General features: G+C 68.4%; 13 protein-coding genes and 1 riboswitch. Of the genes, 6 read left to right on the plus strand and 7 right to left on the minus strand.

What is annotated here, in order from left to right; translation table 11 throughout:
- The first annotated feature begins 225 nt into the window (after nt 1-225).
- Complete coding sequence (locus tag ACFC1X_RS20000) at nt 226-912, plus strand: hypothetical protein (RefSeq protein WP_376355419.1); 687 nt, start codon at nt 226-228, stop codon at nt 910-912.
- An 8-nt stretch (nt 913-920) separates the two neighbouring features.
- Here the strand turns inward: ACFC1X_RS20000 and ACFC1X_RS20005 are convergent, their stop codons facing one another.
- The 3 genes from ACFC1X_RS20005 to thiC all read right to left on the minus strand — a co-directional run bounded on the left by ACFC1X_RS20005 (nt 921) and on the right by thiC (nt 5,000).
- On the minus strand, nt 921-1,796 hold the full coding sequence (locus tag ACFC1X_RS20005) for a hypothetical protein (RefSeq protein WP_376355421.1): 876 nt from the start codon (nt 1,794-1,796) through the stop codon (nt 921-923).
- 26 nt (nt 1,797-1,822) lie between these two features.
- Complete coding sequence (locus tag ACFC1X_RS20010) at nt 1,823-2,926, minus strand: hypothetical protein (RefSeq protein WP_376355423.1); 1,104 nt, start codon at nt 2,924-2,926, stop codon at nt 1,823-1,825.
- Between the two features lie 262 nt (nt 2,927-3,188).
- Complete coding sequence (thiC, locus tag ACFC1X_RS20015) at nt 3,189-5,000, minus strand: phosphomethylpyrimidine synthase ThiC (protein WP_376355425.1); 1,812 nt, start codon at nt 4,998-5,000, stop codon at nt 3,189-3,191.
- A riboswitch (TPP riboswitch) is annotated at nt 4,993-5,182 on the minus strand. (Overlaps the previous gene by 8 nt.)
- 71 nt (nt 5,183-5,253) lie before the next feature.
- Here thiC and ACFC1X_RS20020 point away from each other — a divergent pair.
- On the plus strand, nt 5,254-6,720 hold the full coding sequence (locus ACFC1X_RS20020; RefSeq protein ID WP_376355427.1) for a YibE/F family protein: 1,467 nt from the start codon (nt 5,254-5,256) through the stop codon (nt 6,718-6,720).
- Nucleotides 6,721-6,769: 49 nt separating this feature from the next.
- Here the strand turns inward: ACFC1X_RS20020 and ACFC1X_RS20025 are convergent, their stop codons facing one another.
- The 4 genes from ACFC1X_RS20025 to ACFC1X_RS20040 all read right to left on the minus strand — a co-directional run bounded on the left by ACFC1X_RS20025 (nt 6,770) and on the right by ACFC1X_RS20040 (nt 9,050).
- Entirely contained in the window at nt 6,770-7,207 is a 438-nt protein-coding gene (locus tag ACFC1X_RS20025) for an SsgA family sporulation/cell division regulator (RefSeq protein WP_376355428.1), read from the minus strand.
- Between the two features lie 98 nt (nt 7,208-7,305).
- Entirely contained in the window at nt 7,306-8,031 is a 726-nt protein-coding gene (locus ACFC1X_RS20030; RefSeq protein ID WP_376355535.1) for an IclR family transcriptional regulator, read from the minus strand.
- 313 nt (nt 8,032-8,344) lie between these two features.
- Complete coding sequence (locus ACFC1X_RS20035) at nt 8,345-8,557, minus strand: DUF5326 family protein (protein ID WP_007388908.1); 213 nt, start codon at nt 8,555-8,557, stop codon at nt 8,345-8,347.
- Between the two features lie 175 nt (nt 8,558-8,732).
- Nucleotides 8,733-9,050, minus strand: a complete 318-nt coding sequence (locus tag ACFC1X_RS20040) for a cupin domain-containing protein (RefSeq protein ID WP_114528306.1) — start codon at nt 9,048-9,050, stop codon at nt 8,733-8,735.
- Between the two features lie 59 nt (nt 9,051-9,109).
- Between ACFC1X_RS20040 and ACFC1X_RS20045 the strand changes: the two genes are divergently transcribed.
- The 4 genes from ACFC1X_RS20045 (at nt 9,110) to ACFC1X_RS20060 (ending at nt 12,275) form a co-directional block, all read left to right on the plus strand.
- Nucleotides 9,110-9,496: a phage holin family protein gene (locus ACFC1X_RS20045; RefSeq protein WP_161329461.1), complete on the plus strand. Its 387-nt coding sequence runs from the start codon at nt 9,110-9,112 to the stop codon at nt 9,494-9,496.
- The gene (locus ACFC1X_RS20050; protein ID WP_376355431.1) at nt 9,493-9,987 is read left to right on the plus strand and encodes a low molecular weight protein-tyrosine-phosphatase; all 495 of its coding nucleotides are present in this window, start codon (nt 9,493-9,495) and stop codon (nt 9,985-9,987) included. Before ACFC1X_RS20045 ends, ACFC1X_RS20050 begins: the two co-directional genes overlap by 4 nt.
- Nucleotides 9,984-11,162 carry a cystathionine gamma-lyase gene (locus ACFC1X_RS20055; protein ID WP_376355433.1) on the plus strand — a complete coding sequence of 393 codons (1,179 nt, stop codon included), beginning with the start codon at nt 9,984-9,986 and terminating at the stop codon, nt 11,160-11,162. The genes ACFC1X_RS20050 and ACFC1X_RS20055 overlap by 4 nt, the downstream gene beginning before the upstream one ends.
- 207 nt (nt 11,163-11,369) lie before the next feature.
- A complete protein-coding gene (locus ACFC1X_RS20060) occupies nt 11,370-12,275 on the plus strand; it encodes a LysR family transcriptional regulator (protein ID WP_376355435.1) in 906 nt (301 codons plus the stop codon).
- Nucleotides 12,276-12,312: the final 37 nt, after the last annotated feature.

Below are 12,312 nucleotides of genomic sequence, written 5' to 3' on the forward strand. Positions count from 1 at the left end.
CACGGCACGGCACGCGGGGACGTCAGTGCTCGCGGCGGATGTCCTGCGAGATCTTCATGGATGTCAAGACCAGCCCACCGGCGGCCGACACCGGATCTCGATTCCCGAACCGTGATCGGATACTCCCTGGTCACCGACTGCCTACATCACTAGCGTCGGCTTCCGATCCACACCTGCCCAGGGGGACTCATGCAAGCGCACACGACACGGCTGAGGACAAGAGCCGTGGCAACGGTCGTCGGAGTGGTCCTGGCGTCAGGGTGTGCCCCGGCTCAGGAGCCGAAGGCCGCCGCCGAGGCGTCGTCCACCACCCCTTCGGCCAAGGCCCGAGCGGAACCTCTGACGATGACTCAACTCAAGGACCTGGCCTTCAAGGACGGAGAGGTCCCACAGGCCCACGAGCCCCTCGCGGTACAGGAACCCCCGCTGGAAGGCAGCGAACGCTCCTTCCCGCCCATATCCGTACCCGCCTGCCAGCCACTCATCGACGTCCCCAACGGCGAGGGGTCGTTCGCTCACGTCTTCCAGACCTTCAACTGGAAGAAGAACATCATGGGCGGCAACTCGACACTCGCCTCCTATGAGGGAGACGAGGCCAAACAGCGCTTCGCGGAACTCAAGCAGGCCCTCGCCACCTGCCGGTCCTACGAGGGCGAGGGCTACGTCGGACCGTTCAAGGCGACGGTGAGGACGGAGACACCGCCGCAGGTCGGCGAAGAGGCGTTGGCTTTCCGGCAGATTATCCCTATGGAGCCGAATCAGCCGGGGGACCGCAACGAGCAGTTCATCGTGGTACGCACGGCGAACACCATCGCCACGTTCTCCGAGCTGAGCGTAGGCGCAGACCTGTCGTTCCCCACCGAGCTGATCAGGCGGCAGGTGGAACGGCTAGAGGACGCTCAGCAACCCTGATCACGGACTCAACGGCCGGCCGACGCCCCCGTGGACATCGGCCGGCGAACTCCTTGGACTGCCTCACGGCTCCGGTTGGGCCGCGAGCGCAGGGCTCCCAACCTGCGGTGGTCATCGGGGCCGGACAGGCTCTCGTCCAAGGCCAGGAGTGAAAGGAGCTGCACGGCACGTCCGGCCGAGGCTGCCGCCTCCAGTTTGTGATGGCCGTCGAGCAGGAAATGCGTCAGCCCCCAGTGCTCGTACTCGTCGGTCGACTGGAGGCTGATCGCAGGCTGACAGCGATCCAACGTCGACACCGCGACTGCTGTCGGCACCATCCCCTGCGCCATCCACTCGGCATACTCCGCGACCCGCTCCCGGTTGTTCCAAAGTGGAGGAACCATCGGTACGGCGAACTCATAGAGATGTGCGGTGTCATCGATCACCGTCTCGAACGTCCGGTAATACGGCGTGCGGGGGTGCTCCGGGAGGCCCCAGAACTGGTCGGGCCCCCAGGTGGCCACTTGCTCATTGCTGAAGTAGTCGCCCTCCTGTCCTGGCGTCACCAACCGTGGCTCGACACGGAGCAACAAGGGCAGGTAGTTGCCTTCCGGCAGCAAGGAGCCGAATGCAACCAGGGTGCCGTCGTCCAGATCGGAGACCTGGCCGACGAGGCGTTCTTGCATGCCTGCCAATGACAGCGTTTCGCTGGCGCCCTCAAGCCGCTGGAACAGGAACTGACACGTCCCACACCACGGGGAAAGCTCAAACGCGGGCTTCCCATCGAGCATCAGCAACCTGCGCCGCGGTGCCGACCCCAGTTCTTGGAGCTCTGTCTCGAAGCAGAGTCTCGCCTCAGGTCCGGCGACTCCGAGCCTGCGCGGCTCGCCAACGATGTTCATCATGCCCACGACCGTACGTTCCGGCACTGCTACATGCGCCGAATTACCTGCGCGCCCGCTCTTTCGACCGTTGTGCGGCTGTAAACGTGAACCAGCGCGAGATGGAAGAGCGCCGGCGCAAGTGGAGCCCACCGATGAATCCGATCGGCACGCAGCATGTACTTGACTACTGCTGTGGGGCGGAAAGGCACGTAGTCGATGGTCTGATGTTCCCATCTGTCCGCGACACCTCTGCTCATACGTGCCTGCAGGCCTTCGCCCGTCAAGTCCTTCAGCCTGGCGTAGAAGTGAGCGCTCCAGTGGCGTTTGTCAATGTCCAGCACAAAGGCAAGCAGTTCAAGTGAGTACTCGTTTGGTTCGATGGAGAGTTCCTCCCGCATGCCGCGCCGGGCTACGGCATACAGGTCGGGGGCGCTCCGGCCGGATGAGTCGATGTGCCGTGACATGCCCTCGTTCACAGAGGAGTTCCAGACACCTGGCGCCATACGGACCCGGTCGCTGCGCCGGCTGACGACCAACATGTCGTCGGCGGTCACCACCGCGACGTTGATTGCGAAACTGCACTGCAGAAACGCAGGTGACTGCAGCGGATCCTCCGGGGCAAGGTAGCGGGACCGAGGAGTCGTACCGTCGGCCAGTCGACGGTCGAGCTGCTGAGCCGCGAGAAACGTGTAGTAGTCCGTCGGGCGCAGCCGCAGATGAACTTGGGGCTGTTCGTCGAGGGCGGTGCGGGAGACATCGAACGATTCGACTGCGTAGCGAGGACCGTTCCACAACGGCGTTCGGCCCTCCGCAAGCAGACGTTGGCTCTCAACCTCGATTTCAGCGCGCCATCCGACCATGTCCGATGGCAACTCGATCTCCTCGTCGAGCACCTGGATATAGATGGCTTCGGCGGGTATTGACGACTCACCGTCCCCCTCCACGACCAAGGCGGAGGTATGGAGGGGGCCCAGGGAGAAGGTCCTCCACGCGGGACTGGACGCCTCCCGCTGCCTCATGCTGCGTACCACTCTCGTGGAGCGAATGCGCAGTTTGTACCAGCCGTTCTGTAACGGTTGTTGGAACAGCACCGCGAACAACATCCCCAGCACCGCGCCGACGACTCCGTTGGCCACATCAATCCCGCCCATGCCAGGCAGCGTAGGGACGTAGATCATCCCGTGCGCGACCTTGTCCCTTCCGTTACGGCAGACGCGCCCCTGTTTCACGAGGAGGTCAACTACGTCAGCAGTGGCGCCTGCGAACGCCTGACAGGCAACCCGGATGCCTTCTACGACGCATGGGCCGAGTACCGACTGCGTCCACGTGTGAGGTACGAGCAATCGTGCTCCACTCGGAGCAGGACGGCCTCGCCGCTGAGTACAGGGCGAGGCCGTTCTCTCAGGGCTACGGCTACTCCGCCATGGGCAGGTACACCCGGTTCCCGCTCGCAGCGAACTCCTTCGACTTCTGGAGCATCCCCTCCGCGACCTCCTCCGCCGTCGCCCCCGCAGCCGCCGTGCCACCGAACTGCTCTGTGATGCTGTGGCTGATCTTCATCGAGCAGAACTTCGGCCCGCACATCGAGCAGAAGTGGGCCGTCTTGGCGGGCTCGGCCGGCAGGGTCTCGTCGTGGAACTCCCGTGCCGTGTCCGGGTCGAGGGCCAGGTTGAACTGGTCCTCCCACCGGAACTCGAAACGGGCGTCGGACAGCGCGTCGTCCCACTCCTGCGCACCTGGGTGACCCTTGGCGAGGTCGGCGGCATGGGCGGCGATCTTGTAGGTGATGACGCCGGTCTTGACGTCGTCACGGTTGGGCAGGCCCAGGTGTTCCTTGGGCGTGACGTAGCAGAGCATGGCCGTGCCCCACCAGGCGATCATCGCGGCACCGATGCCGGAGGTGATGTGGTCGTACGCCGGCGCGACGTCCGTGGTCAGCGGGCCGAGCGTATAGAACGGAGCTTCATCGCAGATCTCCTGCTGAAGGTCGATGTTCTCCTTGATCTTGTGCATCGGGACATGTCCCGGGCCCTCGATCATGGTCTGAACGTTCAAACGCTTGGCGGTCCGGTTGAGTTCCCCGAGCGTGCGCAACTCGGCGAACTGCGCCTCGTCGTTGGCGTCCGCGATGGATCCCGGCCGCAGGCCGTCGCCGAGGGAGTACGTGACGTCGTACGCGGCGAGGATCTCGCAGAGTTCCTCGAAGTTCTCGTACAGGAACGACTCCCTGTGGTGGGCCAGGCACCACGCCGCCATGATCGAGCCGCCGCGCGAGACGATGCCGGTCTTGCGGTTCGCGGTCAGCGGCACGTACGCCAGGCGCACGCCCGCGTGGACCGTCATGTAGTCCACGCCCTGCTCGGCCTGTTCGATCACGGTGTCCTTGTAGACCTCCCAGGTCAGCTCCTCGGCCCGGCCGTCGACCTTCTCCAGGGCCTGGTAGAGCGGCACGGTCCCGATGGGGACGGGGGAGTTGCGCAGGACCCACTCGCGGGTGGTGTGGATGTTGCGGCCGGTGGAGAGGTCCATGACCGTGTCGGCGCCCCAGCGGGTCGCCCAGGTCATCTTGTCGACCTCCTCCTCGATGGAGGACGTCACCGCCGAGTTGCCGATGTTGGCGTTGACCTTCACCAGGAACCGCTTGCCGATGATCATCGGCTCGATCTCGGGGTGGTTGACGTTGGCCGGCAGTACGGCACGGCCCGCCGCGATCTCCTCGCGGACGACCTCCGGCGAGACGTTCTCCCGGACGGCCACGTACTCCATCTCCGGCGTGATCTCGCCCCGGCGGGCATACGCGAGCTGCGTCACTGCGGTGCCGCCCCGGCCCCGGCGGGGCTGCCGCGGCCGTCCGGGGAAGACGGCGTCGAGGTTGCGCAGTCCGCCGCGCGGCGAGGTGTGCTTGATGCCGTCGTCCTCGGGACGGACGGGACGGCCCGCGTACTCCTCCGTGTCGCCGCGGGCGATGATCCAGTTCTCCCGGAGCGGAGCCAGTCCCCTGCGGACGTCGGTGTCGACCAGCGGATCGGTGTACGGGCCGGAGGTGTCGTACAGCGTGACCGACTGCCCGTTGGTGAGGTGCACCTGACGGACCGGCACCAGCAGGTCGGGGCGCGAGCCCTCGACGTACGCCTTGTGCCAGCCGATGGACTTCCCGGCCTCCGCGGTCTCCTCCTGGGAGGAGTTCTGCGTGGAGGCAGGCGTGCGTGCGTCCTTGATGGTCATGAGACCTACTCCCTACGCCGGCATTACCCGGTAACAGGTTCGGCGGTCGACGCAGCGGATTCCGTCCGCCGACGCTTCGTGGGATACATCACTCGACTTCGGTGACGTTTCCCGTGAAACATCGCTGGGACGGAGGTCAGCGCCCTCTCAGCCCGGTGCTCCGAGCTCCCGCGTGTACAAAGGTGCCCCCACGCTAACGCCCATTCGGGCGCGGTGAACAGAGGGCCCCCCTTGTTCTTGCGATGATCGGTCGGTGACCACACCGCAGCATCCCCCCTTTCCGCCGCACGATCCCCGCCGCGGACCGCACGCCGAAGAGGGCGCCGACCGTGGAGCCGGCGACCACGGACACGGCCACGATGGCGGCGGTCACGGGCCCGGTGCGGGCGGCGGTCATGGGCCCGGGGCGGGAGGAGGTCACGGGCACTCGCACAGTCACGGACCCGCGGCGCCCGTCTCCCGGCATCTGCGGAAGGTCATCGCCGCGATCCTGATCCCGTTCACCGCGGCGGTCCTGGTCGGGCTCGCCGTCCTGTGGCCGGGCGGCGCGCCGCCGCACGAGCGCACCGGCGTCGGCTTCGACCGGCAGACGCAGCAGGCCACCGTGACCAAGGTGGTGGAACTGAGCTGCCAGTCCGTCAACGCCTCGGGCTCCACCCCCACCGGCGACACCTCCACCGCCGAGGGCTCCTCCGCCGTCCAGCAGGCGAACGGCGAGTGCAAGCGGGCGACGATCCGCGTGGACAGCGGCAAGGACAAGGGCCGTACGTTCGAGGAGATCGTGCAGCCGGACCAGTCGCGGCAGTTGCACGAGGGCCAGCAGGTCGTGGTCGCCTACGAACCCTCCGCACCGCGGGACCTGCAGTACTCGGTGACCGACATCAACCGCCGGCTCCCCCTCGCCCTGCTCGCCGGCATCTTCGCGCTGGCCGTGGTGGCCGTCGGAAGGCTGCGGGGCCTGATGGCGCTGATCTCCCTGGCGATCAGCTTCCTGCTGCTGAACTTCTTCATCCTCCCCGCGATCCTCCAGGGTTCGAACCCGCTGGTCGTCGCGGTGATCGGGTCCAGCGCCATCATGCTGATCGCGCTGTATCTGTGTCATGGCCTCTCCGCGCGCACGTCCGTGGCGGTGCTCGGCACGCTGATCTCCCTGTTGCTGATCGGCGTTCTCGGGTCGCTGTTCATCGGCTGGGCGGCGCTGACCGGCAACACGGACGACAACACCGGCCTCATTCACGGCCTGTATCCGTCGATCGACATGAGCGGTCTGCTGCTGGCCGGCGTCATCATCGGTTCGCTCGGCGTCCTCGACGACGTGACGGTCACCCAGACGTCGGCGGTCTGGGAGCTGCACGAGGCCAACCCGACGATGGGCTGGCGCGGGCTGTACCGCGCGGGCATCCGCATCGGCCGCGACCACATCGCCTCGGTCGTCAACACGCTCGTGCTCGCCTACGCGGGCGCCGCGCTGCCCCTGCTCCTGCTGTTCTCGATCGCGCAGAGCGGGGTGGGGACGGTCGCCAACAGCGAGTTGGTCGCGGAGGAGATCGTGCGCACGCTGGTCGGCTCGATCGGCCTGGTGGCGTCCGTGCCGGTCACCACGGCCCTCGCCGCTCTCGTCGTCTCGGCCGACCGGACGGCCGCGCAAGCCGCCGGGGCGACGCCGGGCGGGAACGCGGCCCCCGCGCGCGGCGGACGCGGCCGTCGCCGCAAGCGCTGACGCGCCCCGGGGCGAAGCGTTACGCCCGCACCGCGCCTGCCGTAACGGTTCAGCCCGCGCTCTGTTCCTCCGCCAGGATGCGGTCCAGCGCCTCGTCGAGGTGGGTGTCGAAGTCCGCGAGCGCGCCCTCCTGACCCAGGGGCACCAGCTTGTCGGTGCGGTCGAGGAACGCCACCAGGGGCGCCGCCGAGGAACGGAACAGTGCCTGGTCGCCACCGACCTGGAGGCGGATCAGCACCTCGGCCAGCGGCTCCGGCTCGACCGGTGCGATGCGCACGTCCCCGTCACCGCACGGCCGGCCCACCCCGTCGACCAGTAGCTCCCTGCCGAAGGCCCAGGTCACCGGGGCGTCCCCGGGGAGATGGAAGGTCAACCGCACGGCATAGGGATCACAGGTCGCATAGCGCAGCTCCACCGGAATGCGGAACGAGAGCTCCTCGGACACGAGAAAGCTCATCATGACCTCTGCCTGTACGGACTCGCCCATCGCACACCCGTCATTCGCCGTCGACTGTCCGGGAATCAAACCTCTAACACTGGTGGCATCTTGCTCAACGTACACACCAGATCACAAGGAGTGAGTTTTCAGATACTGATAGAGATCGCGAGTGACCCCAGGAGCCGCCCCACCTCGTCCTGCAGCCGCTCCGCGGCCGGCAGCAGCCGGTCGGCCTGGTGAAGGGGCAGGGAGACGGCCATCGTGGCCACCGTGGTGCCGACGGTGATGGGGATCGCGGCGCACACCGTCCCCAGGGCGTACGCCTGGCGTTCGGTCACCGGAGTCGTCCGCCGTCTGCGTTCCAGGCGTCTCAGCAGGGCATTGCCATCACGGACCGTGTACGGCGTGAGGGACTGCACCGGGTAGCGGTCCAGGTGGTCCCGGCGGGCGTCCTCGTCCAGTTGCGACAGCAGGCACTGCCCGACGGCGTGCGCGTGCCCGGTCTCGCGGAAGTCCGCCCACTCCTCGACGGCCGGGTTGCCCGGGGTGTCGGAGACGCACATGACCTCGATCTCGCCGTCGCGGTACATGGCGTAGTACACGGGAGCGCCGATCGCGTCGCGCACCTGCGCGAGCGCGTCGACCACCGTGCTGCGACGTTTCTGCGCGGCCCCGCTGCTGCTCAGCCGCTCGGCGGCGTCGCCGAGGAAGAACAGCCCCTTCTCCCGGCGCAGGTAGCCCTCGTGCACCAGGGTGCGCAGCAGGTGGTACGCCGTGGGGAGCGCCAGCCGGGTCTCCCGGGCCAGCTGCTTGGCGGGGGCTCCGTACTCGTGTTCCGCGACGCACTCCAGGAGGCGCATCGCCCGCTGCACGGAGCCGATGAGGGTGGCCGAGGGCGGGTCGGCGGAGGGGGGCGGGGGTGGTGGCGTCGAGTAGGGCTGCACGGGCAGGGCGTGCAGCGGTGCGAATGCGGTGTCAGCCGTGGCCAAGGGTCACTCCCGGGAACGCGAGGAGGCCGTCCGTGCGGGGAACACGGGTGGGGGTGTGCGCCGTTCGCGAGGTCGCCCCCGCGTGGAGTTCCGGACTCTAATCGCCGGTCACCGCCCGCCGACGGCCCGTCCCGGAAACTTCCCTCGCCCGAGGGAATCGGTGGTTCCCGTTACCGCCACCCTTGTCCCACGGCTCTCACCAGTCGCTGCGCGAGGACGAACTCGACATGAACTTGCGCACGACGTAGATCAGTCCGCCGACGAGCGCGACGAAGACCAGCAGCTTGAACAGCAGTCCGATCACGAACCCGACCACGCTGGCGATCAGCCCGCCGAACACGACCAGGGCGATGACCGGCACCGCGATCCACTTCACCCACCACGGCAGTCCCGTGAAGATCTCTCGCATGGCCCTCGTCCTTACCTTCCACCCGTTCGGGGAACGGGCCCTGTGTGGGTCCGGTCTCCCGCTGGGAATGCTCTGATGTCCTGCACCCGATGCTAGGGCCGCGAAGGCCCCCGCAGGGCGCACGCATCCCTTGTCTCCCCCTGACCGTTCCCCTAGGGAATCCCGGGGTGGGGACTCAGCTCTCGGGCGGAGAGAACACCACGAGAACCCGCAGGTCCTCACTGATGTGGTGGAACTTGTGGGCGACCCCGGCCGGGACGTAGACCACACTGCCGCGGGCGACCTGGGTGGTCTCCATGCCCACGGTGATCGCGGCCCGCCCGCTCACCACGAAGTACACCTCGTCCTGCGCGTGCGGGTTCTGCGGATCGGACGTGCCCGCGTCGAGGGCGTACAGGCCGACCGACATGTTCCGCTCGCGCAGGAACTGCAGGTAGGCACCGTCGTTGGCGGCACGCTCCGCCTCCAGTTCGTCCAGCCGGAATGCCTTCATCGCCTCGTCCGCCCCTGCCTCACCGTTCGTTTCCGATCGCGTCTGCCACGATCAGACACATGAAGAATTTCCTAGTCAAGACGATCGCCAACGCCGGGGCCCTCGCGGTCGCCGTATGGCTGCTCGACAAGATCACCCTGACTGGGGGCAGCACCGGTGAGAAGGCCGTCACGCTGATCGTGGTGGCGCTGGTCTTCGGCCTGGTGAACATGCTGGTGAAGCCGATCGTGCAGGTGCTCACCTTCCCCCTGTTCATCCTGACCCTCGGTCTGTTCACGCTGGTGGTCAACGCGCTGATGCTGCTGCTCACCTCGTGGGTGGCCGACAAGCTCGACGTGAGTTTCCATGTCGACGGCTTCTGGACCGCCGTCCTGGGCGGACTGATCATCTCGATCGTCTCCTGGGCCCTCAACGCGTTCCTGCCCGACGGGGACCGATCGCGATGACCTATCGCGTCTGCTTCGTGTGCACGGGCAACATCTGCCGTTCCCCGATGGCCGAGGCCGTCTTCCACGCGCGCGTGGCGGACGCCGGGCTCGACGGCCGGGTGGCGGTCGACAGCGCCGGCACCGGTGGCTGGCACGAGGGCGAGGGGGCCGATCCGCGCACTGTGGCCGTCCTGGTGGAGCACGGGTACGACCTCGGCCACACCGCACGGCAGTTCCAGCAGTCCTGGTTCTCCCGCCTCGACCTGGTGATCGCCCTCGACGCCGGCCATCTGCGGGCCCTGCGCCGGCTGGCGCCCACGGAGGAGGACGCGGCCAAGGTGCACCTGCTGCGGTCCTACGATCCCGCCGCCGACGGCGGTGACCTGGACGTTCCGGATCCGTACTACGGGGGCACGGACGGCTTCGAGGAGTGCCTTGAGATGGTGGAGGCGGCGAGCGGAGGACTGCTCGCCGCGGTACGCGAGCAAGTGGAGGGACGGGCGGCATGAGTGATTCCGCTACGAACGACGGGCCCGGCGGGCACGGGCCGGGGGCGTCCACCGGCACCGGTGACGGCACGCGCGCGGTGCGGGCCGGGCTGCCCGAGCCCGTCAAGCACGAGCCGACCCTGCCCGGTCCGGTGTTCGCCGCCCACTTCCATCTCCCGGGAGAGCCGACCGGCCCGTACACCTACGGCCGCGACGAGAACCCGACCTGGACGCATCTGGAACGGGCCATCGGCGAGCTGGAGTCTCCCGGGCGGGAAGGCGTCGAGACGCTCGTGTTCGCCTCCGGCATGGCCGCGATCTCGTCGGTGCTCTTCTCGCAGCTGCGCGCCGGGGACGTGGTCGTCCTGCCCAGCGACGGCTACCAGGTGCTGCCGCTGGTCCGCGCCCAGCTGGAGGCGTACGGCATCGAGGTGCGTACCGCGCCGACCCGCGGGGACGCCCAGCTCGACGTCCTGGACGGGGCGAAGCTGCTGTGGATCGAGACGCCGTCCAACCCCGGTCTCGACGTGTGCGACGTACGACGGCTCGTCGAGGCGGCCCACACGCGCGGCGCCCTGGTCGCCGTCGACAACACCCTCGCCACACCGCTCGGACAGCGCCCGCTGGAGCTCGGTGCCGACTTCTCCGTCGCCAGCGGCACCAAGCAGCTCACCGGCCACGGAGACGTCCTCCTCGGATACGTGGCCGGCCGCGACGCCGAGGCGATGACCGCCGTACGGCGCTGGCGCAAGATCGTCGGCGCGATCCCCGGCCCCATGGAGGCCTGGCTGGCGCACCGTTCGATCGCCACCCTCCAGCTGCGGGTCGACCGGCAGAACGCCACCGCGCTCAGGGTCGCCGAGGCGCTCCGGGCGCGGCCCGAGATCACCGGCCTGCGGTACCCGGGGCTGCCCGACGACCCCTCACACAAGATCGCCTCGCAGCAGATGCTGCGCTACGGGTGCGTCGTCTCCTTCACGCTGGCCACACGCGCGCGTGCCGACCGTTTTCTCGACGCGCTGCGGCTGGTGGAGGGTGCGACGAGCTTCGGCGGGGTGCGGTCCACGGCCGAGCGGCGCGGGCGCTGGGGCGGCGACGCGGTGCCGGAGGGCTTCGTGCGGCTCTCGGTCGGCGCGGAGGACCCCGAGGACCTGGTGGCCGATCTGCTGCGCGCGCTGGACGAAACGGCGGACTGAACCCGCCGTACGACGGCTGTACAACGGACGGTCCGAGCCTCCCCCCTCGTGGCTCGGACCGTCCTCCGGTTCCGCGCGCGAAGAACCGCGCGACCAAGGCTAGTTGACTCTGTGTCAGTGTCCAATCACAGTAGCGACAGCGACCTATCGACATATTTATAGTTGGCCACGCCGGGGGCCGGAGACGTTCAAAAGAGGGGGCAGTCCGTGGATCTGGCCTTGCTGCGCACCTTCGTCACCGTGCACCGGGCCGGTTCCTTCACGCGCGCGGCAGCCCTGCTCGGCCTCTCACAGCCCGCCGTGACCTCGCAGATCCGCACGCTGGAGCGCCAGCTCGGCCGCCCGCTGTTCCTGCGTCAGGCCCGCGGCGTGACCCCGACGACCATCGGCGACGAACTCGCGCACAAGGCCGCACCTCATCTCGACGCCCTCGTGGAGATCACCGAGACGGGTGTCCAGGACGACTCCTCCCTGCGGACCCTGCATCTAGCCGGGCCGCCCGAGTTCACCGCCGAGCGGGCGCTGCCCGCCCTCACCGAGCTCACCGGCGAGGACGGACAGGGCTACGCGCTGCGCGCCTCGTTCGGGAACGCCGAGGAGACCCTGGAGGGGCTGTCCGCCGGACATCATGATCTGGCCATCGGTACGGCACGTCCCCGGGGCGTGCTGCTCACGGCGACTCCGCTCTGCGACGAGGAACACGTCCTGGTCGCCGCGCCGAGCTGGGCGGAGCGAGCGGGCGTCGACAAGCCCCACAGCACCGACGCGCCCGCACTGGAGCGCGTACCCGTGGTCGAGGTGCACGAGTCGCTGCCCTTCGTCGCCCGGTACTGGGCGTCCGTCTTCGACGCCCGCCCGGCAGCCCCCGGCACGATCGTCGCTCCCGACCTGCGTGCCGTTCTCGCCTGCACGGTCGCCGGGGCGGGTCTCGCCGTACTGCCCCGCTATCTGTGCGCACCGGCGCTGGAGCGCGGCGAGGTGGTCGCCCTGCACGACCCGGCGGTACCGCCGCTGCGGACGTACTTCCTGGTGGTGCGGACCGGCACGTTGGCGATGCCGCACATCGCCCGGGCCCATGAGTGGCTGCTGCGTGCGGCGGCCGACTGGAACTGAGCCGGCGGGCTCGACGGCCGTGGGTGCGCGGCAATGT

Source organism: Streptomyces sp. NPDC056128, assembly GCF_042263835.1.
Taxonomy (GTDB): domain Bacteria; phylum Actinomycetota; class Actinomycetes; order Streptomycetales; family Streptomycetaceae; genus Streptomyces.

What these genes read in the sequence shown, in the direction of transcription:
- ACFC1X_RS20005 (WP_376355421.1), bottom strand. Translation starts at nt 1,796, where the DNA reads ATGATGAACATCGTTGGCGAGCCGCGCAGGCTCGGAGTCGCCGGACCT.
- ACFC1X_RS20050 (WP_376355431.1), top strand. Translation starts at nt 9,493, where the DNA reads ATGACCTATCGCGTCTGCTTCGTGTGCACGGGCAACATCTGCCGTTCC.
- ACFC1X_RS20025 (WP_376355428.1), bottom strand. Translation starts at nt 7,207, where the DNA reads ATGGGCGAGTCCGTACAGGCAGAGGTCATGATGAGCTTTCTCGTGTCC.
- ACFC1X_RS20040 (WP_114528306.1), bottom strand. Translation starts at nt 9,050, where the DNA reads ATGAAGGCATTCCGGCTGGACGAACTGGAGGCGGAGCGTGCCGCCAAC.
- ACFC1X_RS20010 (WP_376355423.1), bottom strand. Translation starts at nt 2,926, where the DNA reads ATGGGCGGGATTGATGTGGCCAACGGAGTCGTCGGCGCGGTGCTGGGG.
- ACFC1X_RS20055 (WP_376355433.1), top strand. Translation starts at nt 9,984, where the DNA reads ATGAGTGATTCCGCTACGAACGACGGGCCCGGCGGGCACGGGCCGGGG.
- thiC (WP_376355425.1), bottom strand. Translation starts at nt 5,000, where the DNA reads ATGACCATCAAGGACGCACGCACGCCTGCCTCCACGCAGAACTCCTCC.
- ACFC1X_RS20045 (WP_161329461.1), top strand. Translation starts at nt 9,110, where the DNA reads ATGAAGAATTTCCTAGTCAAGACGATCGCCAACGCCGGGGCCCTCGCG.
- ACFC1X_RS20035 (WP_007388908.1), bottom strand. Translation starts at nt 8,557, where the DNA reads ATGCGAGAGATCTTCACGGGACTGCCGTGGTGGGTGAAGTGGATCGCG.